This window comes from Pantoea sp. X-Soil-ISGK-421, assembly GCF_059730785.1.
In genome coordinates this window covers 3,971,167-3,996,067 of the sequence record NZ_AP035979.1, presented here as the reverse complement: position 1 = coordinate 3,996,067, position 24,901 = coordinate 3,971,167, and the positions used below count along the sequence as shown (strand labels likewise).

Annotated in this window: 27 protein-coding genes; 13 read left to right on the top strand and 14 right to left on the bottom strand. The window is 53.3% G+C overall.

Annotation, left to right across the window (positions count from 1 at the left end):
* Positions 1-133: 133 nt before the first annotated feature.
* Positions 134-997, bottom strand: a complete 864-nt coding sequence (locus AC6I8K_RS18540) for a YicC/YloC family endoribonuclease (RefSeq protein ID WP_064741538.1) — start codon at positions 995-997, stop codon at positions 134-136.
* A 286-nt stretch (positions 998-1,283) separates the two neighbouring features.
* Here AC6I8K_RS18540 and AC6I8K_RS18535 point away from each other — a divergent pair, with 286 nt between their 5' ends.
* The 3 genes from AC6I8K_RS18535 to pyrE all read left to right on the top strand — a co-directional run bounded on the left by AC6I8K_RS18535 (position 1,284) and on the right by pyrE (position 3,117).
* Positions 1,284-1,592 carry a DUF3574 domain-containing protein gene (locus AC6I8K_RS18535; protein WP_483816464.1) on the top strand — a complete coding sequence of 103 codons (309 nt, stop codon included), beginning with the start codon at positions 1,284-1,286 and terminating at the stop codon, positions 1,590-1,592.
* A gap of 117 nt (positions 1,593-1,709) precedes the next feature.
* Complete coding sequence (gene rph / locus AC6I8K_RS18530; protein WP_064741536.1) at positions 1,710-2,426, top strand: ribonuclease PH; 717 nt, start codon at positions 1,710-1,712, stop codon at positions 2,424-2,426.
* A gap of 49 nt (positions 2,427-2,475) precedes the next feature.
* Positions 2,476-3,117 carry an orotate phosphoribosyltransferase gene (pyrE, locus tag AC6I8K_RS18525; protein ID WP_008109749.1) on the top strand — a complete coding sequence of 214 codons (642 nt, stop codon included), beginning with the start codon at positions 2,476-2,478 and terminating at the stop codon, positions 3,115-3,117.
* 87 nt (positions 3,118-3,204) lie between these two features.
* On the opposite strand, the gene slmA is transcribed toward pyrE, so the two are convergent.
* The 3 genes from slmA to coaBC all read right to left on the bottom strand — a co-directional run bounded on the left by slmA (position 3,205) and on the right by coaBC (position 5,574).
* The gene (gene slmA, locus AC6I8K_RS18520) at positions 3,205-3,801 is read right to left on the bottom strand and encodes a nucleoid occlusion factor SlmA (protein ID WP_008109747.1); all 597 of its coding nucleotides are present in this window, start codon (positions 3,799-3,801) and stop codon (positions 3,205-3,207) included.
* Between the two features lie 116 nt (positions 3,802-3,917).
* The gene (dut, locus tag AC6I8K_RS18515) at positions 3,918-4,376 is read right to left on the bottom strand and encodes a dUTP diphosphatase (RefSeq protein ID WP_483816463.1); all 459 of its coding nucleotides are present in this window, start codon (positions 4,374-4,376) and stop codon (positions 3,918-3,920) included.
* Positions 4,354-5,574, bottom strand: a complete 1,221-nt coding sequence (gene coaBC, locus AC6I8K_RS18510; protein WP_497827194.1) for a bifunctional phosphopantothenoylcysteine decarboxylase/phosphopantothenate--cysteine ligase CoaBC — start codon at positions 5,572-5,574, stop codon at positions 4,354-4,356. Before coaBC ends, dut begins: the two co-directional genes overlap by 23 nt.
* 185 nt (positions 5,575-5,759) lie before the next feature.
* Between coaBC and radC the strand changes: the two genes are divergently transcribed.
* The 4 genes from radC to mutM all read left to right on the top strand — a co-directional run bounded on the left by radC (position 5,760) and on the right by mutM (position 7,954).
* Entirely contained in the window at positions 5,760-6,416 is a 657-nt protein-coding gene (radC, locus tag AC6I8K_RS18505) for a RadC family protein (RefSeq protein WP_064741533.1), read from the top strand.
* Positions 6,417-6,659: 243 nt separating this feature from the next.
* Positions 6,660-6,896 carry a 50S ribosomal protein L28 gene (gene rpmB, locus AC6I8K_RS18500; RefSeq protein ID WP_007885297.1) on the top strand — a complete coding sequence of 79 codons (237 nt, stop codon included), beginning with the start codon at positions 6,660-6,662 and terminating at the stop codon, positions 6,894-6,896.
* A gap of 11 nt (positions 6,897-6,907) precedes the next feature.
* Complete coding sequence (gene rpmG, locus AC6I8K_RS18495; RefSeq protein WP_001051798.1) at positions 6,908-7,075, top strand: 50S ribosomal protein L33; 168 nt, start codon at positions 6,908-6,910, stop codon at positions 7,073-7,075.
* A gap of 69 nt (positions 7,076-7,144) precedes the next feature.
* Positions 7,145-7,954, top strand: coding sequence for a bifunctional DNA-formamidopyrimidine glycosylase/DNA-(apurinic or apyrimidinic site) lyase (gene mutM, locus AC6I8K_RS18490; protein WP_008109739.1), 810 nt, complete (start codon positions 7,145-7,147; stop codon positions 7,952-7,954).
* Between the two features lies 1 nt (position 7,955).
* On the opposite strand, the gene coaD is transcribed toward mutM, so the two are convergent.
* From coaD to AC6I8K_RS18460, 6 genes are all read right to left on the bottom strand, one after another.
* The gene (coaD, locus tag AC6I8K_RS18485; RefSeq protein ID WP_497827193.1) at positions 7,956-8,441 is read right to left on the bottom strand and encodes a pantetheine-phosphate adenylyltransferase; all 486 of its coding nucleotides are present in this window, start codon (positions 8,439-8,441) and stop codon (positions 7,956-7,958) included.
* Positions 8,438-9,214 carry a glycosyltransferase family 2 protein gene (locus AC6I8K_RS18480; protein ID WP_497827192.1) on the bottom strand — a complete coding sequence of 259 codons (777 nt, stop codon included), beginning with the start codon at positions 9,212-9,214 and terminating at the stop codon, positions 8,438-8,440. The genes coaD and AC6I8K_RS18480 overlap by 4 nt, the downstream gene beginning before the upstream one ends.
* A gap of 3 nt (positions 9,215-9,217) precedes the next feature.
* Complete coding sequence (waaA, locus tag AC6I8K_RS18475) at positions 9,218-10,492, bottom strand: lipid IV(A) 3-deoxy-D-manno-octulosonic acid transferase (RefSeq protein WP_497827191.1); 1,275 nt, start codon at positions 10,490-10,492, stop codon at positions 9,218-9,220.
* An 85-nt stretch (positions 10,493-10,577) separates the two neighbouring features.
* Positions 10,578-11,711 carry a glycosyltransferase family 4 protein gene (locus AC6I8K_RS18470; RefSeq protein ID WP_483816461.1) on the bottom strand — a complete coding sequence of 378 codons (1,134 nt, stop codon included), beginning with the start codon at positions 11,709-11,711 and terminating at the stop codon, positions 10,578-10,580.
* Positions 11,704-12,780, bottom strand: coding sequence for a putative lipopolysaccharide heptosyltransferase III (gene rfaQ, locus AC6I8K_RS18465; RefSeq protein WP_483816460.1), 1,077 nt, complete (start codon positions 12,778-12,780; stop codon positions 11,704-11,706). The genes AC6I8K_RS18470 and rfaQ overlap by 8 nt, the downstream gene beginning before the upstream one ends.
* Positions 12,781-12,853: 73 nt before the next feature.
* Positions 12,854-13,843 carry a glycosyltransferase gene (locus tag AC6I8K_RS18460; RefSeq protein ID WP_483816459.1) on the bottom strand — a complete coding sequence of 330 codons (990 nt, stop codon included), beginning with the start codon at positions 13,841-13,843 and terminating at the stop codon, positions 12,854-12,856.
* A 165-nt stretch (positions 13,844-14,008) separates the two neighbouring features.
* Between AC6I8K_RS18460 and AC6I8K_RS18455 the strand changes: the two genes are divergently transcribed.
* Entirely contained in the window at positions 14,009-15,040 is a 1,032-nt protein-coding gene (locus AC6I8K_RS18455) for a glycosyltransferase family 9 protein (protein ID WP_483816458.1), read from the top strand.
* On the opposite strand, the gene AC6I8K_RS18450 is transcribed toward AC6I8K_RS18455, so the two are convergent.
* Positions 15,021-15,986, bottom strand: a complete 966-nt coding sequence (locus AC6I8K_RS18450; RefSeq protein ID WP_483816457.1) for a polysaccharide deacetylase family protein — start codon at positions 15,984-15,986, stop codon at positions 15,021-15,023. The genes AC6I8K_RS18455 and AC6I8K_RS18450 overlap by 20 nt on opposite strands.
* A 187-nt stretch (positions 15,987-16,173) precedes the next feature.
* Here AC6I8K_RS18450 and AC6I8K_RS18445 point away from each other — a divergent pair, with 187 nt between their 5' ends.
* Complete coding sequence (locus tag AC6I8K_RS18445; protein ID WP_497827190.1) at positions 16,174-17,274, top strand: glycosyltransferase; 1,101 nt, start codon at positions 16,174-16,176, stop codon at positions 17,272-17,274.
* A gap of 35 nt (positions 17,275-17,309) precedes the next feature.
* Here the strand turns inward: AC6I8K_RS18445 and tdh are convergent, their stop codons facing one another.
* The gene (tdh, locus tag AC6I8K_RS18440; RefSeq protein WP_064741521.1) at positions 17,310-18,338 is read right to left on the bottom strand and encodes an L-threonine 3-dehydrogenase; all 1,029 of its coding nucleotides are present in this window, start codon (positions 18,336-18,338) and stop codon (positions 17,310-17,312) included.
* Entirely contained in the window at positions 18,335-19,543 is a 1,209-nt protein-coding gene (locus AC6I8K_RS18435; protein WP_497827189.1) for a glycine C-acetyltransferase, read from the bottom strand. The genes tdh and AC6I8K_RS18435 overlap by 4 nt, the downstream gene beginning before the upstream one ends.
* Positions 19,544-19,774: 231 nt before the next feature.
* Between AC6I8K_RS18435 and rfaD the strand changes: the two genes are divergently transcribed.
* The 4 genes from rfaD to AC6I8K_RS18415 are packed head-to-tail and all read left to right on the top strand — an operon-like array spanning position 19,775 to position 23,633.
* On the top strand, positions 19,775-20,707 hold the full coding sequence (gene rfaD, locus AC6I8K_RS18430; protein ID WP_064741523.1) for an ADP-glyceromanno-heptose 6-epimerase: 933 nt from the start codon (positions 19,775-19,777) through the stop codon (positions 20,705-20,707).
* A 17-nt stretch (positions 20,708-20,724) separates the two neighbouring features.
* Entirely contained in the window at positions 20,725-21,768 is a 1,044-nt protein-coding gene (gene rfaF / locus AC6I8K_RS18425; protein WP_064741524.1) for an ADP-heptose--LPS heptosyltransferase RfaF, read from the top strand.
* A 2-nt stretch (positions 21,769-21,770) separates the two neighbouring features.
* Positions 21,771-22,733: a lipopolysaccharide heptosyltransferase RfaC gene (gene rfaC, locus AC6I8K_RS18420; protein WP_497827188.1), complete on the top strand. Its 963-nt coding sequence runs from the start codon at positions 21,771-21,773 to the stop codon at positions 22,731-22,733.
* Positions 22,734-23,633 (top strand): WaaZ-like lipopolysaccharide core biosynthesis protein, encoded by a 900-nt coding sequence (locus tag AC6I8K_RS18415; RefSeq protein ID WP_483816452.1) that lies wholly within the window; start codon positions 22,734-22,736, stop codon positions 23,631-23,633.
* Between the two features lie 114 nt (positions 23,634-23,747).
* Here the strand turns inward: AC6I8K_RS18415 and AC6I8K_RS18410 are convergent, their stop codons facing one another.
* A complete protein-coding gene (locus AC6I8K_RS18410) occupies positions 23,748-24,827 on the bottom strand; it encodes a glycosyltransferase family 9 protein (protein WP_497827187.1) in 1,080 nt (359 codons plus the stop codon).
* Positions 24,828-24,901: the final 74 nt, after the last annotated feature.

The following is a 24,901-nucleotide window of genomic DNA, read 5'->3' as shown; positions in this document are numbered from 1 at the left end:
GCTGACACTTATTTAACGCTAACCGTGAAAAACAGAGTACTTGCTTGCGTAGCTTGTGCGTAAACGGCAACGATTTAGCCAGCCAATCCTACTTTAAGAAGCCCGCTGTAGTGCGGGCTTTTCGAAAAGCATATTACTCGATATTCTGAATCTGCTCACGCATCTGTTCAATTAACACTTTCAGTTCGATCGCTGATGCGGTGATCTCTGCGTTGATCGATTTTGAAGCCAGCGTGTTCGACTCGCGGTTGAACTCCTGCATCATAAAGTCGAGGCGGCGGCCAACGGCTTCTTTCTTTTTCAGGATGTTGTAGGTTTCTTTCACGTGCGCATCCAGACGATCCAGCTCTTCCGATACATCGGTGCGCTGCGCCATCATCACCAGTTCCTGCTCAAGGCGATTATTTTCCAGCTGTACTTCGGCTTCTTCCAGCTTGGTCACCAGACGCTCACGCTGCCACTTAATCACTTCTGGCATTTGCGCGCGTACTTTGCTGACCTCGTGCGATACGCCTTCCAGGCGCTGTTCAATCATCGCCTTCAGCGCAGTACCTTCACTTTCACGCGCTTCGATAAAGTCATCTAACGCGCCATCCAGCGCGACCAGCAGTTCGGCGTTGATGGCGTCTAAATCCTGCTCTTGTGCGGACATCACGCCCGGCCAGCGCAGAATATCCAGCGGGTTGATCGCGCCCTCATCGCTCTGCATCTTCACCCAATTGGCAGCCTGCACCAGCTGTTTAGCCAGCGATTCATTCAGCTGCAGTTCGCCTTGCGCGCTGGCATCAGCGTCGTAACGCAGATTGCACTCGATTTTACCGCGCGTCAGGCGATTACGGATGCGCTCGCGGATTACCGGCTCCAGACCACGAAATTGCTCCGGCAGACGGATGTAAGTTTCCAGATAACGCTGGTTAACAGAACGAAGTTCCCAGGCGGCGCTGCCCCAGTGGCCTTTGGCTTCGCGGCGGGCGTAAGCGGTCATACTGCGGATCATAATCGTCTTCTCATTTTCAGAAATGTTGGGTGAAGTATAGCGAGGCCGGCTCGACGCTAACAGGCATAAGCGTACATAAGCTTGAATAACAAAAAATTACCGCTTTTAGCAACAGGCACTTATGCTTATCGCTGGTTCGCTTATAAGGATGATTGTGATGTTGCGCTCTGCGACTCTGCTTGCTTTATTGACGTTACTGCTGGCTGGATGTCAGACACCTTCACCCTCGTTTGAACAGATTCCGCCGAATACTGCGCCTGTTGCAGTGTGTGGTGCGGGAGAGATCATGATGCAAACTACGCTGTGGTTTGGCATCAATAAACCCGATGGCAGCACCATTAGCGCTCTGGAATGGCAGCAGTTTATCGATAATGATGTCACGCCGCGCTTTAAAGAAGGATTATCAGTATCTGATGTGCAGCGGCCGGGCGAGCACGCTAAGCGAGCAACGGATCACAGTAAAACGCTGATGTTGATTCACAACCCGGATCGCATCAGTTCTGATAGCATCAACACATTGCGTGATATCTACAAAAAGCGCTTTGACCAGCAATCAGTGATGCGAGTTGATTCACTGGTATGCGTCGCATTTTAAAAAGTCACTCTCTTTTATTGCGCCCACTCATCCGGAATTGTGCCGATCGTGGGCGGGACAGCCGCGCACGAAGTCCGTATAATGCGCAGCCAAACCTAAGCAAGCCGGAGAGAAACCATGCGTCCAGCAGGCCGTAGTGCATCTGAAACACGTCCCGTCACTATTACGCGTCACTACACCAAACATGCAGAAGGCTCAGTGCTCGTTGAGTTCGGCGAAACCAAAGTGCTGTGCACCGCAACCGTCGAAGAGAGCGTGCCACGTTTCCTCAAAGGCAAAGGTCAAGGCTGGATTACCGCTGAATATGGCATGCTGCCACGTTCCACTCACAGCCGTATGCCGCGTGAAGCGGCCAAGGGTAAACAAGGCGGACGTACGCTGGAGATTCAGCGCCTGATCGCCCGCTCACTGCGCGCGGCAGTAGATTTGGAAGCACTGGGTGAATTTACCATCACGCTGGATTGCGACGTCATTCAGGCGGATGGCGGCACGCGCACCGCATCCATTACCGGTGCCTGCGTGGCGCTGGCCGATGCGTTGAATGCGCTGGTTGCCGCTGGCAAGCTGAAAGCCAGCCCGTTGAAAGGCATGGTGGCGGCGATTTCCGTCGGTATCGTGGGCGCTGAAGCGCTGTGCGATTTGGAATATGTCGAAGATGCCGCAGCCGAAACTGACATGAACGTTGTGATGACCGAAGACGGTCGCATGATTGAGGTGCAGGGCACCGCAGAAGGTGAGCCGTTCAGCCACGACGAGTTACTGCAGCTGCTGGCGCTGGCGCGAGGTGGCATTGAGCAGTTGATTCAGGCGCAGAAAGCAGCGCTAAATAATTGATGTAACAGGCGACCATAGAGTCGCCTTTTCTTTATTTGAGGAGTAAGAAATGAAAGCCTGGCAGCGTCAGTTTATTGAATTCGCCCTGAACAAAGGGGTGCTGAAGTTTGGTGAGTTCACCCTGAAGTCGGGTCGTAAAAGTCCCTATTTCTTTAACGCTGGACTGTTTAATACCGGTCGCGATTTAGCGCTGCTGGGCCGTTTCTATGCGCAGGCGCTGGTGGATGGCGGCGTCGATTTCGACCTTCTGTTCGGCCCGGCTTATAAAGGCATCCCGATTGCCACCACTACCGCGGTGGCGCTGGCCGATCATCATGAGCGCGACGTGCCTTATTGCTTTAACCGCAAAGAAGCCAAAGATCACGGCGAAGGCGGCTTACTGGTGGGCAGCCCACTGCAAGGCAAAGTGATGCTGGTGGATGACGTGATCACCGCTGGCACCGCGATTCGTGAATCAATGGATATTATCAGTGCGCACAACGCTACGTTAGCCGGTGTGTTGATTTCGCTGGATCGTCAGGAGCGTGGACGCAGCGATATTTCGGCGATTCAGGAAGTGGAACGCGACTATAAGTGCAAAGTCACTGCAATTATTACGCTCGCTGAGCTGATTGATTATCTGGAAGAAAAGCCGGAGATGGCGGATCATCTGGCGAAAGTGCGCGCCTATCGCAAAGAGTACGGGATTTAACGACCGGGCAATTGCGCGATGTGTAATGAGGTTGCCATGAATGGCAACCCTACGCTGTAGGGTCGGCATTCATGCTGACCTGCTATTTTAAACCAACTGCGCGGCCATCAGCGGCCAGCGGCTCTCGAAATCTGCGGTCGGACGGAAGCGGAACTCGGAGCGCACATAGCGCGACAACAATCCCTCACAAAATGCCAGTAACTGGCTCGCCAGCAGCGTTTCGTCGTTCTGGAAACCTTCGCCATCGCGCATTTTCTTTTCACGCATCACCTGGCGCAGCTGCACTTCAATGCGTTCAAACAATTGATTGATACGCCCTTGCAGGCGATCCTGTTCAAACATCAGTGCATGGCCGGTCAAAATCCGCGTCAGCCCCGGATTACGCTCACCAAATCCCAGAATCAGCTGCACGATTAAACGCAGTCGCGTCAGCGTCTCTTTTTCATCTTTCAGGATCAGATTGATGCGGGTAATCAGACTGTCTTCAATAAATTCGATCAGGCTGTCGAACATGCGCGTTTTGCTGGGAAAGTGGCGATACAGCGCCGCTTCCGAAACGCCTACATTGGCTGCCAGCTTCGCGGTGGTGATGCGCTGACTGCCATCGCCCGACTCCAGCATCTGCGCTAGCGCCTGCAAAATCTCTTCGCGACGGTTCCGTTTCGCGACTTTTTTTTCTGCCATGACCTTCAACACCCCTGAAATTCACCAAAAACAGGCAATACTGCCTCATCTGCCACAAGCAAAGCGGCCTGTGGCGACAAGAAATAAAAAGATGGCTAAGCAAAAAGTGTTGCGTGTTACTGACGGCCTGAGTGACCGAAGCCGCCTGCGCCGCGATCGCTGGTGTCAAAATCTTCCACCAGATTAAATTCGGCCTGAACGACCGGCACGAAGACCAGCTGTGCTAAGCGGTCGCCGGGCTGCAGCGTGAAGCTGTCCTGACCGCGGTTCCAGACCGAAACCATGAGCTGACCCTGATAATCGGAGTCGATCAAACCCACCAGGTTGCCGAGCACGATGCCATGCTTATGGCCGAGACCGGAGCGCGGCAATATCACGGCAGCCAGGCTTGGATCGGCAATGTGAATCGCCAGGCCTGTTGGTACCAGCGTGGTCATGCCCGGTGCGATTTCCAGCGCGCCATCAAGGCAGGCGCGTAAATCGAGACCTGCAGAACCAGAGGTTGCATAAGTTGGCAGCGGAAATTCATTGCCCACACGTGCATCAAGAATTTTAACGTCGATTTTTTTCATCATAACGGCTGACAATCTCGTCTATTAATTGTTGGCCAAGGAGCGTCTTATCACTGAGCGGTAAGACTTTTTCTCCTTCCTGCCAAAAAAGGTGAAGAGCATTGGTGTCGCTATTGAAGCCCTGACCCGCCTGCGCCACATCGTTAGCACAAATCAGATCCAGGTTTTTTCGCACCCGTTTTTGCCGCGCGTATTCTTCCACATTCTGGGTTTCGGCAGCAAACCCCACAACATAAGGGCGATGTGCCTGCAACGCCGCTACGCCTGCGACAATATCCGGGTTCTTCACCAACTGCAGCGTGACGCTATCGTCGCCACCCTGTTTTTTGATTTTCTCTGCGGCAATGGTAGCCGCCCGGTAGTCTGCCACGGCTGCGCTGGCAATGAAAATATGTTGTTGCTGGATTTGCGCCATCACCGCCGCTTCCATCTCCAGCGCGCTGTCGACGTCCACGCGTTGCACGCCAGCTGGCGTTGGCAGCGCCACCGGACCGGCAACCAGCGTCACCTTCGCACCGCGTTTTGCCGCGGCCGCGGCAATTGCAAAGCCCATCTTACCCGAGCTGTGATTGCTGATATAACGCACCGGGTCCAGCGCTTCGCGAGTGGGGCCGGCGGTGATCATAATGTTGAGATGTTGCAGATCGTTGACGGGAGCAGCCCATTCCAGCGCGTGCGCCACAATCGCCAGCGGATCGAGCATACGGCCAGGCCCAATATCGCCGCACGCCTGGCTGCCGCTGTCTGGCCCCCAAATCAGCACGCCGCGCTGATGCAGACGTTGCAGATTCTCTTGGGTTATCGATGCGCGATACATCTGCTGGTTCATGGCCGGGACGATGGCGACGGGCGCTGCGCTTGCCAGGCACGCGGTGGTGACTAAATCGTTCGCCATACCAGCCGTAACGCGAGCAATCAGGTCGGCAGTTGCAGGCGCCAGCACAATTAAGTCGGCCCATTTTGCCAGTTCAATATGGCCCATCGCCGCTTCTGCGGCCGGGTCGAGTAAATCATCAAATACCGGATAACCGGAAACCGCCTGTAGGCTCAGCGGCGTAATAAACGCTTTGGCCGCTTCGGTCATCATTACGCGTACATCAGCACCGCGATCGCGCAGCCGACGCACCAGCTCCGGCGCTTTATAAGCGGCAATGCCGCCGCTCACGCCCAGCAGAATTTTCTTTCCGGCTAATCCCATCATGTTCTTCGCCTCAATACAGATTGCCGCGTCAATGTCGGCAGATGCAGGCAACTTTATCACAAAACCCGCAGCGCGCCTTTTCCCTGCCTGCGGCCTTTGCGAGCCGGCTCTGAAATCAATAATCGCGTGCTGGCGTTGACGGTGGCTGACGCGCAGAATCGCCGCAACGCAGGGAGGATAAGGTCATGATGGAACTGGCACCACGGGAAAAACTGATGTTATTGGGCGCAGAAGTGCTGAGCGATGCCGAGCTGCTGGCCATTTTTTTGCGCACCGGCGTCACCGGCACCAGTGTGCTGCTTTTGGCGCAGCAGATGCTGAACGAGTTTGGCTCGTTGTACCGCATTATGAGCGCCAGTAAGGAGGAACTTTGTCAGATTAAAGGCGTGGGCAGCGCCAAGATGACGCAGCTGTATGCGATAGCGGAGTTGGGAAGACGCTTTTTTGCCAGCCAGCTGGCACGAGAAAATGTTATGGAGAATCCGCAGGTGACGCGCCATTACCTGCAGAGCGTGCTGGCGCATCAGGAGCGCGAAGTGTTTATGGCGCTGTTTTTGGATAATCAGCATCGTGTCCTGCAGGCGCAGAAGATGTTTTCGGGGTCGATTGCCAGCGTGGAGGTACATCCGCGCGAAATCGTGCGCGAAGCACTTAAGCTTAACGCGGCGGCAGTGATTCTGGCGCACAATCACCCTTCGGGAATTGCTGAACCCAGCCGCGCCGATCGTGATATTACGGGGAAAGTAGCGCAAGCGTGCGCCCTGCTCAATATACGTTTACTTGATCATTTGGTGATCGGTCACGGCGAGTTTACCTCTTTCGCTGAGCGCGGTTGGTTGTAATTCATCGATTCAAGTGAACAGAAATAGGGCATTTTTGCGCGATCCAGAGGGATCTTTATCTGTTCGGGACTTGAGCACTCGGGCTGAGCGGCGTATACTACGCCACCTTTGAGAATCTCGGGTTTGGCGTTTGGGCCAGCTTAGCGGGTTCACATGGAACTCGCCTGGGCGGGCTAAGGCCTGACGAGGCGGCCAAAACCTAGTTTTTAAAGCTCGAGCTGATTTGATTTTTGGAGAATAGAAATGTCACGAGTCTGCCAGGTAACTGGAAAGCGTCCGGTAACGGGTAACAACCGTTCCCACGCAATGAACGCGACGAAACGCCGTTTCCTGCCGAACCTGCACTCTCACCGTTTCTGGGTTGAGAGCGAAAAGCGCTTCGTTACTCTGCGTGTATCTGCTAAAGGTATGCGTGTTATTGATAAAAAGGGCATCGATACGGTTTTGACCGAAATCCGCGCCCGTGGTGAGAAGTACTAAGGAACTGAATCATGGCTAAAGGTATTCGTGAGAAGATCAAGCTGGTTTCCTCTGCTGGTACAGGTCACTTCTATACCACCACGAAGAACAAGCGTACTAAACCAGAGAAATTAGAACTGAAAAAGTTCGATCCGGTTGTACGTCAGCACGTGATCTACAAAGAAGCTAAAATTAAGTAATTTTAGTGTTCTGAGAAAAACCCGGCTTCGGCCGGGTTTTTTGTTTCTGCGATTCGTTGAGGAGATGAGATGCCTGAATTACCTGAGGTAGAAACCAGTCGTCGCGGTATCGAACCCCACATGGTCGGTGCCACCATTCTGCATGCGGTGGTACGCAATCCACGCTTACGCTGGCCGGTCTCGCATGAAATCCACGCACTGAGCGACCAACCGGTATTGAGCGTGCAGCGTCGCGCTAAATATCTGCTGCTCGAACTGCCGCACGGCTGGATCATCATTCATCTCGGCATGTCCGGCAGCTTACGCGTGTTACCTGGCGAACAACCCGCCGCCAAACATGACCACGTCGATTTGGTGATGAGCAACGGCAAAGTGCTGCGCTACACCGATCCACGTCGCTTTGGCGCATGGCTGTGGAGCAATGACCTCGCAGGCAGCAGCGTGCTGGCGCATCTCGGCCCGGAGCCGCTCAGCAGCGAATTTGATGGTGCCTACCTGTTTGAAAAGTCACGCGGTAAACGCACCGTGATCAAACAGTGGCTGATGGATAACAAAGTGGTGGTGGGCGTCGGGAATATTTATGCCAGCGAATCGCTGTTCACCGCCGGGATCTTGCCCGATCGTTCCGCGATGAGTTTGAGTCAGGAGGAAGCGGAACTGCTGGTTAACACTATCAAAGCCGTATTGCTACGCTCGATTGAGCAGGGCGGTACCACGCTGCGTGATTTCCTGCAAACCGACGGTAAACCAGGCTACTTTGCGCAAGAGCTTCAGGTTTATGGTCGCGCCGGTGAGCCGTGCCGTGCCTGTGGTACGCCGATTGTCAGCGGCAAGCATGGCCAGCGCAGCACCTTCTGGTGTCCACGCTGCCAGCATTGAGTTAAGGCTGAGCCAGTCGCGCCAGCAACGCCTTGTGCACCACGTCAGGCAGAAATGCCTGCACGTCACCGGCGTGGCGCGCGACTTCTTTGACCAGCGAAGAAGAGACGAAGGAGAAGCCTTCTGACGGCATCAGGAACACGCTCTCCAGCGTGGGCAACAGGTGACGATTCATCTGTGCCAGCTGCAGCTCATATTCGAAATCCGACACCGCACGCAATCCACGCACCAGCACGTTGGCGTTCTGCGCCAGGGCAAAATTCGCCATCAGATCGCTAAAACCTATCACTTCAACATTCGGAAGATGTGCCGTTACCTGGCGCGCCATATCCACGCGCTCATCCAGACTGAACAGCGGCTTTTTACTCGGGCTGGCGGCAATGGCCACGACGATGCGGTCAAACATCTTCGCTGCGCGCGTCACAATATCCAGATGACCCAAGGTAAAGGGATCAAAGGTGCCGGGATAAATCGCTTTCGTACTCATACGCGACCTTGTGTTGAGGTGTGATGCAGCGCCCAGAGCGCCGAGTATTTGTTGAAAGTGTACTGTGCATTAACCACCGCCAGAATCCAGCCCTGTTTGCCATCAAGAAAACCGGCGCGCAGCAGCAGCGTTTTGACGAATGCGCCAAGCGTGTGGCTAAAAATCGAGAACAAGCCACAGCGTTTGCCGCGCTGAAAGCGTTCCTGCGCCCAGGCTTCGGCATAGTTCATCTGCTTACGCTGAAATGCAATCAGGTCGCGACAGGTGAGATGTTGCAGATCGCCCGCCAGCTTCACTACTGGCGCACCTTGCGTCTCCAGTGATTCGTGTACCAGATTGTCGTTGTAATTGAGCTTGCGCGGATAAAGGCGCATCACGCGGTCGGGATACCAACCGCTGTGGCGCATAAAGCGGCCAAGAAACAGATTGCTGCGACCGAGGCTGTAAACGTGGTCCGAAGCGGGCTGCGCGAGAACCTGCTCAATAGCGCGCTGCAGTTCGGGGGTAACACGCTCGTCGGCATCGATCATCAAAATCATATCGCCGTGCGCATGCGCCTGCGCGCGCTGGCGCTGCTTACCAAAACCTTGCCAGTCTTCAGTCTGGAAAACCTGCGCGCCCTGTTCGCGAGCTACCTGCGCCGTGTTGTCGCTGCTGCCAGAATCGAGTACTACAATCTCATCCGCCCAACTGACCGAAGCCAACGCCTCAGGCAGCAGTTCAGCTTCGTTTTTGGCGATCATTACCACAGAGAGACGTTGGCGTTGCGACATGAATTAGTGAGCTCGCGGCGGTAAGTGAGGTTCGAGTAACTGTAGCAGACGCTGTAATGCGCCCTGATTTTGATGCAGCACTTCCACAGCATGCCGGCCGTAATAGCGGCGATAATCATCATCCTGCAGTAAGTTGGCGACCTCTTTCTGCAGCGATACCACGTCAGTAACGGTAATCAGCCCTTCGGCCTGTTGCAGCTTGGCGCAGATATCTTTGAAGTTCCAGATGTGCGGGCCCATCAGCACCGGAATGGCATGCGCTGCGGGTTCCAGCGGGTTGTGGCCGCCGCGCTCGACCAGGCTGCCGCCAACAAAGGCGAGATCGGCAATGCCGTACAGCATCATCAGCTCGCCCATAGTGTCGCCAATCACCACTTGCGTGGAGCTTGAAGGAATCTCGCCGCTGCTGCGCAGGATAAAACTGAAGCCACGTTTTTGCGTCAGATCGCAGGCATCTTTGAAACGTTCTGGATGGCGCGGCACCAAAATTAGCAGCAGATCAGGGAACTGTTGCAGCAGACGACGATGGGCATCGAGCATAATCGCTTCTTCACCTTCGTGGGTGCTGGTCGCGATCCACACCGGACGACGCGACGCCCACTGACGACGCAGCGTGACCGCTTTCGCCGCCAGCTCTGGCGTCACCGAAATATCAAACTTGAGGCTGCCAGTCACGGTGAGATGCGAACGCTTCAGGCCAAGGCTGAGGAAACGGTCGCCATCTTCGGCGTTTTGCGCGGCAATTAGCGTGATGCGCTGCAGCAAGTCGCGCATAAAGCCGCCGAGCTTTTTGTAGCCTTTGGCCGAACGCTCAGACAGGCGCGCGTTCGCAATCACCAATGGAATCTTGCGCTGATGCAGAATACGGATAATGTTCGGCCACAACTCGGTCTCCATGATAATCACCAGTCGCGGATCGACGGAATCGAGGAAACGGTTGATCGAGCCCGGCAGGTCGTAGGGCAGGTAAACATGATGCACGTCTTTGCCAAACGCCGACTGCGCACGTTCGGAGCCGGTTGGCGTCATGGTGGTGACAGTAATCGGTAGCGTCGGATAGCGATGACGCAGCGCGCGCACCAGCGGCACCGCCGCTAGCGTCTCACCGACGGATACGGAGTGCAGCACAATGCCATGCGGTAGCACTTTGCCCGCGCAGTAGCCATAGCGTTCTGCCCAGCGTTTACGATAGGCCGGTGCTTTTCGACCGCGCAGCCACAGGCGCAGCCAGATCAGTGGCTGAATCAGATAGAGCAAGGCTGTGTATAGAGTCGTCATAGTTACCGTTACGACAGAATCGCGTCAAAAAACAGATGAAAGGCGGCATGTTATCAGAAATTAACCGCCTGCTCATACCACTTCGTCAGCCGGTCTGCAGCACTTGTTGATACAGCGAAGTCAACGCTTGCGCCAGCCGCTGCGGACCAAAAGGTTCAATTCTGCGACGTGCGGCTTCGCCCATGGCAGGATTATGTGAAAGTGCCGGTGTTGCTAATACGGCTTCGTTTAACGCGTTGATATCTAATGCATCGCAGACAAAACCCTCCTGACCCGCAGTGATAAACTCCGCGCCGCCGCAGCCGGTGCTCGTGATCACTGCCAGACCGCAGGCCATCGCTTCCAGCACCACATTCGGGAAAGGGTCATAAAGCGTGGGCAGCAGCAGCGCATCGGCTGCATGGTAGAACGGCTGCACGTCCTGCTGCACGCCAACAAAGCGTAAGCGATCGAGGCAATTCAGCTGGTTCGCCAATTGCTGATAGCGTGAGAGCTGCTTGTCCTGGCCAACCACCACCAGGTAGCGATCGCTTTTCGCCACCGCTTCAATGGCGGCTTTCAATCCTTTGCGCTCAAAGCCCGAACCCACGTAAATCATTACTGTGGCATCTTGCGGCAGTTTAAGCTGCTGACGTGACGCATGACGCAGCGCTTCGCTGGCGGGCTGGAAACGTTGGCTATCAATCGCATTGTGAATCACATGGATCTTGCTGGCATCAAGTGTGAAATTACGCAAAATATCCTGTTTCACCATCTCTGAATTACAGATCACCGCTTTCAACGACGGCGCGTTGAACATTTCGGTTTCGGCTTGCAACACGTAACGGTGATAAGGACTGAGACGGGCGCTTAAACGTTGCCACGGAGAAACGATGCGCGCGCGCTGCTCTAGCCATACGCGATGCACGCCATCACCGGCACGAAAGATATCGCAGCCGGCGATGCGTTCGTGGCTTTGCACAATATCAAACTTCTCACGTTCCCAGCATTCGCGCGCGGCATGGGCAAAACCGCGCTCGCGCGAGATGCGACCGAATTTCGCCGGATTGCAAATGTGCAGATGCCAGGCGGGATTCGGTGTGCCCTGCCAGCTGCGGGTGATGATATTAAGATCGAGCTGCTCGCTATCTAACGCTTCAAGCGCACGCGAGATAAAACGTTCGGCGCCGCCGTCTGGGCGGTATTTCTGCCGGACGATTGCCAGGCGTAACTTACTCATGCAAAAAACTCCGGGCGGCAGCCACGACATCCTCAACGGGAATGGCAGAAAGATAGCGCTGTTGCGTGTTGGTATCGATGGCGTCTGGCGAAGGCAGCGGGCCATAATCACCGGCCCAGATCACGCGGTTGTGATCCCCCCACGGACGCCAGTGTTGCAGCTTGGTCGGCCCAAACAGCGCGAGACATGGCGTTTCCAGCGCGGCGGCCATATGCATTGGCGCTGAATCCACGCCGATAAACAGCTGCGCGGCATCGATCAGCGCCGCCAACTGTGGCAAGGATAATTCCCCAGCCAGCGACACCACATTGCTGCTGCGGCACAGCGATTGAATATTGGCGATCATCGCCAGCTCTTTCTGGTCCGGCGCTGCGGTGAGGATCACCGTACGACCCTCGGCGGCGAGCGTATCAATCAGCTGCGCGACTTTGTCGTCTTCCCAACATTTGAACGGCCAACGGGAAGTCGGCTGCAGAACAATAAAGGGTGAGCTCACCGCATGCTGTGCCAGCACATCCTGCACTTTCTGTTGATCGGCGGCGCTGAAATGCATTGAGGCTTTCGCACCCGCTGCGCTGATACCCAGCGGCTTCAGCGCAGCCATATTTTGTTCCACCGTGTGCAGCTGATTATGATCGTTGGTGCTAACCAGCTGATTATGCATCCAGCGCCAAAAGGCGTTATCGCGTTTGTGGAAAGCAAAACCAATGCGTACCGGCGCGCCCGAAAGGCCAGTGATGATGGCGCTGCGCCACTGATCGGCAAGATTAATCACAACGTCATAATGACAAGTGCGCACGGCAGAAATCAGGGCCATCTCATGGCGGAATTTCTGCCAGCCGCCCTCTTTTTTCCAGTTACGATCGATGATGTGTAACTGGCGGATAGCCGGATGTGCTTCCAGCATCGGACGGGTTTCTTTATACAGCAGGACGTCGATATTGGCCTGTGGATAGCGCTGGCGAAGAGCGTTAATTGCGGGCGTGGTCAGCAGCATATCGCCGTGATGGCGCAGCTTGATCAGTAGAATATTTTTCGGTGCAAATTGGTCTGGAATCGGGCTTGCCATACTCAAATGATCTCAGAATTCAGTCAGCTGATTGTAGGGCAAACCCCAAAGGCGTGAAAGCCAGACGCGGCGCTTATTTCTTGCGCCAGCGATAAATTCGGCTCAGCCACAGCAGCAGTTGATACCATTGCTGCACGCCGCGTGCGTTACGCAGCATGCGCTTGTGGGTTTGCGTCGCGAACAGGTCAGCAATCATCGCCTGACGCGCACTCTCTTCGGGCTCGCGCCGGATACAGTGACACACGCTAAGCGCCTCATGCGTAATCTGGTAGTGAAACGCCGGGTAGATTTTCACCTTGTGGCGATAACGTGCATTGATCTCTTCCAGTAATCGCACAATTTTCAGGTAATGGCGCTGATATTCCACGTTGCGCTGTCCGGTGCGCTTGCGGTTGCTGATTGAGGCATCATGCATGTAATAGCAATACAGCACTTTATCGGTGTAGCGCACGCGTTGGGCGTTGAGCATGAACTCGGTGGTCCAGGGAATGTCCTGATGATGCAGCCCGGGTTCAAAATTGAGGTTGAGTTGCTCAATCACTTCACGGCGGTAAATTCCCAGCCATACCACGTGCATATAGCGATGGGTTTTCAGGGCTTTGTTAAGCCACTCTGGACCACTCAGCACTCCGGTACTGGTTAATCGATCGAGCGGAATCAGCGGCTTCACTTGCTGGCTGGCCTTAAAAAACCACTCCGCATTGCACTGCGCGGCATCAAGATTGTCGCGTTCTGCCATCTCAACCAGCGTTTGATACATCGCCGGATCCATGGTGTCGTCGGCATCCGGAAACGAAACATACTTACCGCGCGCTACCGCTAAACCCGCATTGCGCGCGCGCGATACGCCGCCGTTGGCTTGATGAATCACGCGCACGTGAGGATGCTGCTGCGCATAAGCATCCGCGCGCTCACCTGAACCGTCAGTGGAACCATCGTCGACAATGATGATTTCGAGTGAGGTTAAGGTTTGGGCGAGTAGGGACTGTATGAATGACTCGAACATCGCGCCTGCATTAAATAATGGCGTAATGACAGAGAGTAAGGGCGTTGCAAGCGACATTTTTCCGCTACTAAGTTACAAATTTGTTACCCCAATTATTAGTAATGAATTAAGAACTTTTTGCACAATAATGGTCAAAAATGTTTTGCTCGCTAACATTTCAGCATTTTTATGAGTTTTTCAGCGTTGACTGACGTGAGAAAACTCCCTCAACTGGGCATCAGCATGAAAAATATTCTCGTCATCAGACGCGACAACATTGGCGATATGGTCTGCACCACGCCACTGCTGGAAGGATTAAAAAAAGCTTTTCCTGAGGCGACCCTGACCCTGTTGGTCAATAAAATTGCTGAGGATGTGGTGATTCATAACCCACATGTTGACCGCTTATATGTTTACAAGAAAGCCAAGCATCGCGGTAAAAATGAAACCACGCTTGGCGTGTACTGGCAGCGAGTGAAGGTCATGCTGGCGCTGCGTAAAACCCGCTTTGACGCCACCATTCTGGCGAATCCCGTACCGTGCAAATACAGCCTGCGACTGGCGAAAATGGCTGGAGCCGGTAACGTGATTGGCGCGGCTCAGGCTGACGCGCGGCTTGATCATCCGTTTCAAAAAAGTGATTTTCGCGGAAATCATCAGGTTGAGCATACTTATTCCTATCTTTATGCCCTCACCGATGTGCCGCCTGCAGTGCCTGCGGTCAATATCTATCTCTCAACCGCCGAACGTGAAGCGGCGGGTAAACGTGTAGGCGCGCTGTTCTCCACACCAGGCAAGATCTTCGGCGTGCATATCAGTAGTCGCAGCCCAAAACGCCGCTGGTCGGTGGAATTGTATGCGGCGTTTATTAATAAGCTGCTGGAAGATGAACAGGCGCGCGTGCTGGTGTTCTGGTCGCCGCAGGGTACGCTAGATCTCGATGATAAAGGCGATGCGGCACGTACGGATGAGCTGATGCAGTTGGTAAATTCACCGCGAGTGGCGCGCTATCCCACCGCATCCGTGCGCGAACTGGTGGCAGGTTTTGATCGCTGTGAGCAGATTTTGTGTAGCGATGGCGGGCAGATGCATCTTGCCGCCGGACTGCATAAAAAGCAGGTGGTTTTTTTCGGCGATACCAATGCCAGGCTGTGGCATCCGTGGTCAGGTGAATATCAAATTATGCAGACCGCTTCGGGAGAGTGTCAGGATGTCTCGCTAGAAACGGTCTGGGAAGCATGGCAGCAACTCAGCGCTAAGCGTGTTGAAGTTTAAAGCTGTCGTGATATTCCGACAGCGTCTTACCCTCGAAACGCGGGGCTAACCAGCTAAACAGCGCGTCCAGATCTTCGTACAATCGCTCGATATCTTGTGCATTTTTGAATGTCGGGCTGCCGTCAGGCATAAATTCTGAGCTGTGCAGCATAAACTCAGTGTAATCCTGGCCTTCGGCCAGCGACATTTCAACCACGCGCTTCATGTCTGCCAGATTTCCCCCTGATGGACGTAACCAATAAACGGCAGGGCTTTTCTGTTTGCCGCGTAAGCGGTACAGGCCCTGTTTCACCGTATTCATTAGCGGTGAATATTTGTATTGAATACTCATGGGGATTTCGAGCAGGGATGAGTGGCCACTGCGTGAAATATCCTCAGGATCGATAAAATAAGGCTTATGTGGAAAGTGAGTATAGTTAGTGCCGCCTTTTCCCTGCGGCGCACCACGCGTGAAGGCCCAGTTAACGCGCGGTGTTACTGAGCAATCAACCTTATAGCCCAGTTGAGTGAGGATCGCCGCGTAGCGCTCATCAAAAGCCCAGCGTCCGGCACGATGACTCAGCATTTTTACCTGGAATTTTTCTTCCAGTAAATCGGTCATATAGGCAACTTTATCGCGCAATACCGTATCAGGATATTCAATCAGGAAAGGTTGCCAGCGCCAGTCATCATCAGTGAGCGGTGCTTCCGGAGGACTGTTCCAGGCATGTAAATGCATGCCAATTTCACCCTGTTTGCGCGCAATAACATCTCTGCCAAATTCGATAAAAGCAGGATCCATTGCCATTTCATAGTTGGTCAGCCAGGTGGGTTTAAAACCATAGCGCTCACACAAAGCCTGAAAGCGTGGCAGATAGCCGGTATTTTCAGTGGTAATGGAGCGATGATTGCGCCAAAGGTTGTCGCCTTCGGTATCTATGGTAATAAGGAAAGCATGCCGGGTCATGTTTGCCGCCTGAGGCCAATAAAAACGCAATGTTACGCTGAGCTTTTCAGTGACGCAAAACTAATTGCTACGGATAAGAAAGACGTAAATAGCGCAGTGAGGAATCGGATTTGCCATCAGACTGCGTTAAGATTCACGCGACATTATTTCGTCAAACAGACTTTTAAAATCAGACAGGTGGGGAATTTTGTCAAAGCGCATACTCATGGTGATTGATGGTTTACCGGGCGGCGGAGCTGAAAAAGTCGTACTGACGTTGGTGACCGGTATGCTTGAGCTGGGACATCGGGTGTCGCTATTTTCGCTGCGTAAGGTGTGCGATTACCCTTTGCCTGACGGCGTTGATTATCAGGTCATTCAGGATACTAATCGCAAGCCCTGGCGCAAGCTGACCGAGTTAACACGTCGCGCCAGATTACTGGATGACGCGGTTCTCCGGGCAGAACAGAGCGCAGGAACATACGATTTGGTGGTTTCTCATTTACACAAAACCGATCGTATTGTGCGTCGCTGTCGAACGCTCTTGCCTCGTAAAACCTGGTTCTGTCTACACGGTGTATTTTCCGCATCCTATCTGGGCCATCGTCAGGGGCTATCGCGCTGGTTAAAAGTACGCAAAATTCACCGTGTTTATCAGGGACGTAATGTGATTGGCGTTTCGCCAGCGGTGGTGGAGGATCTCAAGTCTGCCTTTGCGATTACCCCGTCGCGCGAGGATGTGATTGGTAATCCCTTTGATATCGCAGATATTCAGCAACGTGCAGCCGAGCCGGCTGCAGTGCCGCCCCAGGGTTTTCTGGTGCATGTGGGACGATTTCACGAAACCAAGCGCCATGATCGTCTGTTGCAGGCCTATGCATTGAGCAAAATAGAGCTGCCGCTGGTGTTATTAGGCCAGGGATCACCAGAGCGTAAAGCAACATTACAGGCATTGGCCCAACAGTTAGGTATTGGCGATCGCGTCATCTTTCAGGGATTTACTCTCAATCCCTATGCGTGGATTAGTCGGGCTAAGATGCTGATAGTCAGCTCGGATAGCGAAGGTTTTGGTAATGTCTTGATTGAAGCGATGCTGTGCGGCACACCTGTTGTGAGTACACGCTGTCCGGGTGGACCTTCTTCTTTGCTGCAAGGCGATTTAGCGCGCGGCCTGGCGGATTTAACGCCTGAGTCGCTGGCAGAAAAAATGCTGGAGATTTATCAGTACCCGCCTCAGCTACATGCTGATGAGTTCGCTGCTTTTGATACCCACGTCATTTGTCGACGCTATCTGGCACTGGCCGAATAATAATTAAAGGGAGCAAAGCTCCCTTTAATGAATGTTTAATCCCAGCTCAACACCACTTTGCCTGATCGTCCGGATCGCATCTCATCAAAGCCCTGTTGGAACTCATCAATGTGATAGCGATGGGTGATGATAGGCGTGAGATCGAGGCCGGACTGAATGAGCGCCGCCATCTTATACCAGGTCTCGAACATCTCACGGCCATAAATGCCTTTGATGAACAAACCTTTGAAAATTACCTGATTCCAGTCGATGGACATCTCGCCCGGCGGAATGCCCAGCAGCGCAATGCGTCCGCCGTGATTCATCACTTCCAGCAGGGTGCGGAACGCCGGTGGCGCGCCGGACATCTCCAGCCCAACATCAAAACCTTCGGTCATACCGAGTTCGGCCATCACGTCGCGCAGATTTTCCTGCGCGACGTTAACCGCGCGCGTCACACCCATTTTTCGCGCCAAATCGAGGCGATATTCGTTGATGTCGGTGATCACCACGTGACGCGCGCCGACGTGCTTACACACTGCCGCCGCCATAATACCAATCGGTCCGGCACCGGAAATCAGCACATCTTCACCCACCAAATCGAACGACAGCGCGGTATGCACCGCATTACCAAAGGGATCGAAGATCGCCGCCAGTTCGTCAGAAATGTTGTCGGGAATTTTGAAGGCGTTAAACGCTGGGATCACCAGATATTCAGCAAAACAGCCCTGGCGATTGACGCCAACGCCAACCGTGTTGCGACACAGATGTGTGCGTCCGGCGCGGCAGTTGCGACAATGACCGCAGGTGATATGGCCTTCACCAGAGACACGATCGCCAACGGCAAAGCCTTTAACTTCCTCGCCCATTCCCACCACTTCACCGACATATTCGTGACCGGTAATCATCGGGACGGGAATGGTTTTACGCGACCAGTCATCCCAGTTGTAGATGTGCACATCGGTGCCGCAAATGGCGGTTTTGCGAATCTTAATCAGCAGGTCGTTATGGCCGGGTTCGGGAATCGGCGCATCCTTAACCATCCAAATGCCTTCTTCGGCTTTTAATTTGGCGAGTGCTTTCATTTCCCTGCTCCTGAAATAATGCCCAGCTGTTGACCAATGCGGGTGAAGGCAGCAACGGCGTGTTCCAGCTGCGCCTGCGTATGGCCGGCAGAAATCTGGGTACGGATGCGCGCCTGACCTTGCGGTACCACTGGATAGAAGAAGCCTGTCACGTAGATGCCTTCCTGCTGCAACAGGCTGGCAAACTGCTGCGCCACGTTGGCATCGCCCAACATCACCGGGATGATGGCGTGATCGGCACCGGCCAGCGTGAAGCCGGCAGCGGTCATTTTTTCGCGGAAGAAACGGGCGTTTTCCCATAGACGCTGGCGTAAACCGTCGCCCTCACTCAGCAGTTCCAGTACGCGCAGCGAGGCGGTAACAATCGCCGGTGCCAGCGAGTTGGAAAACAGATACGGCCGCGAACGCTGACGAAGCCACTCAACCACCTCTTTTTTCGCTGCCACGTAGCCGCCCGATGCGCCACCTAACGCTTTGCCCAGCGTACCGGTGAGAATATCGACGCGATCCATCACACCGCAATATTCGTGCGTGCCACGTCCGGCAGAACCGACAAAGCCCACCGCATGTGAATCATCCACCATCACCATCGCATCAAACTCATCTGCCAAATCGCAAATGCCCTGCAGATTGGCGATCACGCCATCCATGGAAAACACGCCGTCGGTGGCGATCAGAATGTGGCGCGCGCCTTTGTCGCGTGCTTCCTGTAAGCGCGCCCGTAGCTCATTCATGTTGTTGTTGGCATAACGATAGCGCTGCGCTTTACATAGACGGACGCCATCAATGATCGACGCGTGATTGAGGGCGTCCGAAATAATCGCGTCCTCCGCGCTGAGCAGCGTTTCAAACAGGCCACCATTGGCATCAAAGCAGGATGAAAACAGAATCGCATCTTCCATACCGAGGAACTCAGCGAGCTTGTGCTCTAGCTGCTGGTGGATGTCTTGCGTGCCGCAGATAAAGCGCACCGAGGCCATACCGAAACCGTGCGAATCCATGCCGTCTTTCGCCGCCTGGATTAATGCCGGATGATTGGCTAAACCCAAATAGTTATTGGCGCAAAAGTTGATGACCGGTGGACTGTTGGCGACATTGATTTCTGCCTGCTGCGCCGAAGTAATGGTGCGTTCTTGTTTGAACAATCCGTCCTGACGTGTTGTCTCAAGTTGTTGACGAATTTGCGAATAAAACTGACTGGACATGATTCTGCTCCTCAGATAGCAAAATTTTGGCACATATTACTGATCGAAAAGCGAATAGACGACATTTCAGCCATCAATATGTCGGTTTTGCAGCATAGTTCACGCTGCGGACAGGATTTGTGCAGCGCATGCGGCGTCATCTGGCTGCCTGCGTCTGGCTGAAATGTTATGATGGTAGGCATTCGTGGATGAAACCTCCTGTTTCACCCCAACTCTTTAAAGGCAAAGCATATGATTATCGTAACCGGTGGCGCTGGCATGATTGGCAGCAATATTGTTAAAGCGCTGAATGACCGCGGTTTGACCGACATTTTGGTGGTGGATAATCTGAAGGATGGCACCAAGTTCGTGAATCTGGCGGATCTTGATATCGCTGACTACATGGATAAAGAGGAATTCCTCAGCTACATCATGTCTGGCGAAGATCTTGGCCCAATCGAAGCCGTTTTCCATGAAGGTGCGTGTTCAGCGACCACCGAATGGGATGGCAAGTACATGATGGATAACAACTATCAGTACTCTAAAGATCTGCTGCACTTCTGTCTGGAGCGCGAAATCCCATTCCTTTACGCCTCGTCCGCTGCCACTTACGGCGGCCGCAATGAGAACTTCATCGAAGAGCGCCAGTACGAGCAGCCACTGAACGTTTACGGCTACTCAAAAATGCTCTTCGACCACTATGTGCGTCAGATTCTGCCAGAAGCCGAATCCCCGGTATGCGGCTTCCGTTACTTCAACGTATATGGCCCGCGTGAAGGCCATAAAGGCGGCATGGCAAGCGTAGCGTTCCACCTCAACACGCAGATCAGTAACGGTGAAAACCCAAAACTGTTCGAAGGCAGCGATGATTTCCGCCGCGACTTCATCCATGTGGATGACGTGGTAGCCGTAAATCTGTGGTGTTGGGAAAACGGTGTTTCTGGTATCTACAACTGCGGTACCGGTCGCGCGGAGTCTTTCCAGGAAGTGGCGGATGCGGTGCTGAACTTCCATCAGCAAGGTCAGATTGAATACATCCCGTTCCCGGAGAAGCTGAAAGGCCGTTATCAGGCATTTACCCAAGCCGATCTCACCAACCTGCGTGCAGCCGGTTACGACAAGCCGTTCAAAACCGTCGCGCAAGGCGTGGGCGAATACATGGCGTGGCTGAACCGTAACGCATAAGGAAACCGGCAGCAGCGATGAAAATTCTGGTTATTGGCCCATCATGGGTCGGCGATATGATGATGTCGCAAAGTCTCTATCGCACGCTCAAGGCTGAGCATCCTGAAGCGGTGATCGATGTGATGGCGCCAGCCTGGTGCCGTCCGTTACTGTCGCGTATGCCGGAAGTGAATCAGGCGTTGGCGATGCCACTTGGGCATGGCGCATTAGCGCTGGGTGAGCGTCGCCGTTTGGGGAAATCCCTGCGTGCCAGTGGCTATGACCGTGCCTATGTGCTGCCGAACTCCTTCAAATCCGCGCTGGTGCCCTTTTTCGCTGGGATCAAACGTCGCACTGGCTGGCGTGGCGAGATGCGCTATGGCGTACTGAATGACGTGCGCGTGCTGGATAAAGCAGCCTTTCCATTGATGGTTGAGCGCTATGTGGCGCTCGGCTACGACAAACCGGTGGCTTCAGCGCAGCAGTTGCCGCAGCCATTGTTGTGGCCCCAGCTGCGCGTTGATGACGATGAGAAACGCATGACGGCGGCACAGTTTGCGCTGTCAGCCGATCGTCCGGCGATTGGGTTTTGTCCAGGCGCAGAGTTCGGCCCGGCGAAGCGCTGGCCGCACTACCATTATGCTGCGCTGGCTGAACAGCTGATTGGTGAAGGTTATCAAGTGGTGCTGTTCGGTTCGGCGAAAGATCGCGAAACCGGTGACACCATTGTGCAGACGCTGTCAGAAGCAGCACGCGCGCACTGCAAAAATCTGGCGGGTGATACGCAACTGGAGCAAGCGGTCATTCTTCTGGCGCACTGCGCAGCCGTGGTGAGTAACGATTCCGGCCTGATGCACATCGCCGCAGCACTTAATCGCCCGCTGGTGGCCCTGTATGGTCCAAGCAGCCCGGACTTCACACCGCCGCTGTCCCAGCATGCGCGTATCATTCGTTTGATCACCGGCTATCACAAAGTGCGCAAAGGAGATGCCGAGCAAGGTTATCACCAGAGCCTGATTGATATTCAGCCGGCGCGTGTTCATCAGGAACTGAGCGCGTTGTTGCATCCGGTGCAGGAGTAGAAATGCACGTTTTGATTGTTAAAACCTCCTCGATGGGAGACGTGCTGCATACCTTACCGGCGCTCACGGATGCGATGCAGGCGATCCCTGGCATCAAATTTGATTGGGTGGTTGAGGAAAACTTCGCTCAAATTCCTGGTTGGCATCCGGCGGTGGATAAGGTGTTGCCGGTGGCGATTCGTCGTTGGCGCAAGCATTGGTTCGGTAGCCAGCAGCGTGAGGAGCGTGTGCTGTTCAAACGTGAGCTGCAATCACGCCAATATGATGTGGTGCTGGATGCGCAGGGCCTGATCAAAAGCGCCGCGCTGGTAACGCGCTTGGCAAAAGGCGTGAAGCACGGTCAGGACAGTCGCAGCGCGCGCGAACCTTTCGCCAGCTGGTGGTATGACAAACGTCATGAAATCAACAAGCAGCAGCATGCCGTTGAACGAACGCGTGAGCTATTTGCCAAAAGCCTCGGCTATGAAAAGCCCACCACGCAAGGCGACTACGCAATTGCCGGTCATTTCCGCTCTACGCTGCCCAACCACGCTCAGCCATATCTGGTGTTTTTGCACGCCACCACGCGTGATAACAAACACTGGCCGGAATCACACTGGCGCGAGCTGATTGAGTTAGTGCAGCCAACCGGCCTACGCGTAAAATTACCGTGGGGCGCGGAACATGAACACCAGCGGGCACTGCGTCTGGCCGAAGGTTTCAACCATGTTGAGGTGCTGCCAAAGTTAACGCTTGAGCAGGTGGCACAGCAGTTAGCAGGCGCGCGGGCGGTGGTGTCGGTGGATACCGGTTTGAGCCATCTGACGGCGGCGCTGGATCGCCCGAATATCACCTTATTTGGACCGACCGATCCGGGTCTGATTGGCGGTTATGGCAAGAATCAGCATGAATTAAAAGGAAGCGATGGTACCATGCAGGCAATTACAGCCGCGATGGTGATAGAAAAATTGAAGGAACTGCTCTGAATGGCTTCAATTTTCAAACAAATCTATCGTTACACTCATGCCAGAGCATTGAGACACAACGAAAACTTGTGGCCTCATATTAAAATCCGTAGAGCCAAAACTGATAATATTCAGCGGCTGAGCTACTGGGGAAAACAAGTCAAGATTGAGGATCTTAACGCATTGCGTGCCACGATATCTGGAGATGTGACTATCCTGGCCACGGGTCCTTCAGTTAAATCGTTAGACGTTGAGAAGCTTGCGAGCACCACATTTGTGGGCGTTAATGGCGCCTACTATTTGCGCGACAGAATTACGTTTTCTTATTATGTCATCGTCGATCGAGGATTTATCGATAAAAGATTCGATATTGTCATGGATATTATCAGTGACAATAACTTAGTTCTGTTTACAACCGTGCACTGCTTCAATGATATCTTGCACCGTGCTAATTTGCGGGATGTGAAGTGCCGCCTGGCAATCATTGAAGATCTGAGCTTTAAAGTATTCAGAGGTATCGTGCGCCCTGAAGAATATGCGCTCAACTATCAGGGGGAAATGGGCCTTTCTCTCTGTGAAGCGCCACTAACGTCAGGTTTTTCATGGGATATTTGTCAGGGCATTTTTGACGCCGGCACTGTTGCATACTGGGCGTTACAGATATCCGTTTGGCTGGGTGCCAGCCGTATTTTATTGGCTGGCGTTGATATGAACAACTTCTCAGCACCGCGATTTTATGAAAACGAAAATGATAAGCTTCCAAGTTTGCTTGAATCCAACTTTAGCACTGTCATTAGACCAGCCTTCATGCATGCAAGCCGTGAATTAGAACGAGCGGGTATTAAAACCTATAATCTTTCCTTAGAAAGTGCTCTTGATGAGAATATATTTGAGAAGGCAGCACCAGAAGCTATCCTTTAAAAATAATCCTGAGCCTAAAATATACTCCCGCGCTTTTAAATTATCTGCGTTAATAAACTCATCCAGGTTGAAAGAATACTATACCAGGCTTTAGCCTAAAACCTGGTATAAATGTTATCGATCCAGGCTTTTTAACACGGCATTATAGACCTGATCTACACTAATTTTCCGCATGGGAAATTGTGGGTCATCATTGTTCTCTGGCTCAATACGGATAATCTGGTGAATATCCAGATCCTGATAAGGTCCGGTATGGCGAGGATTGGCACTTACGTACAGACTTACCGTCGGTGTTTGCGCGGTAACAGCAATATGTAATGGACCCGTATCGCCTGTAATTAATACATCAATCCGATTAATAAGCTGAAGCAGTTCTGGCAAACGCGTTTTGCCAATATAGGACGTGACGCGAGAATGATACTCTTCCGGTAGTTGCGCGAAAAAATCGCTTTCGATCGAGCGGTCTTGCCCGGCACCAGTCAGAACTAACCTGGAATCTGGAACGTTGTCAAAAATACGCTCTGCCAATTGTGCAAAGTGTTCCACAGGCCAGCGACGGTTATTTCCTGAGGCGCCCATTTGAAAGCCGACAACAGCCGAGCTTTCTGATCGGGGAACATCATTAACTTTTATCGGAAATTCCATGCGGATATCAGTGATGTCACAGCCTAATGCGCTAATAAGATTCAGCTTGCGTTGAATGATATGTGATTCAGCTCGCGGTGAGTAGAGATCAAGCCAATGATTGAACACGGGGCTATCGCTACCAAAATTATCCCTAACCAGATATTTTGAACCGCCAAGCCGCGCGCTAAGAATATCGTAGCCTAAGCTGGAGTGCAGTAGCAGTGTAAGATCTGGTTTAAAGCGGCGTAGTTTTCTGATCAAATTAGGCGCGCGGACAATTTTATTATCCCAGATAGCGACTTCATCAAACCATTTGCTGTTTTCAACCAGATCGCGGTTTTTATCGCTGGAAACCAGCATGAGTTTAGCGGATGGATAACGGCGCTTAATCGCTTTAATTGCAGGTGTGTTAAACAGCAAGTCACCTAATGCCGTCGTCGAAAAAATAACGATACGCTCGAACTCATGCGTCGAGCTCAGCGGAGACTTATTCTTATCGATTTGGCTCAGTTTGGCATGCAAACTCAGCACGGTGTTAATTAGATTTATTTTCCAACGCTTTTTCATTAATACGGCTTACCCTAAAGAATCTGGCTATTCGACAGCCATAGCAGAAAATAATTTCGCGATTATAACGAAAA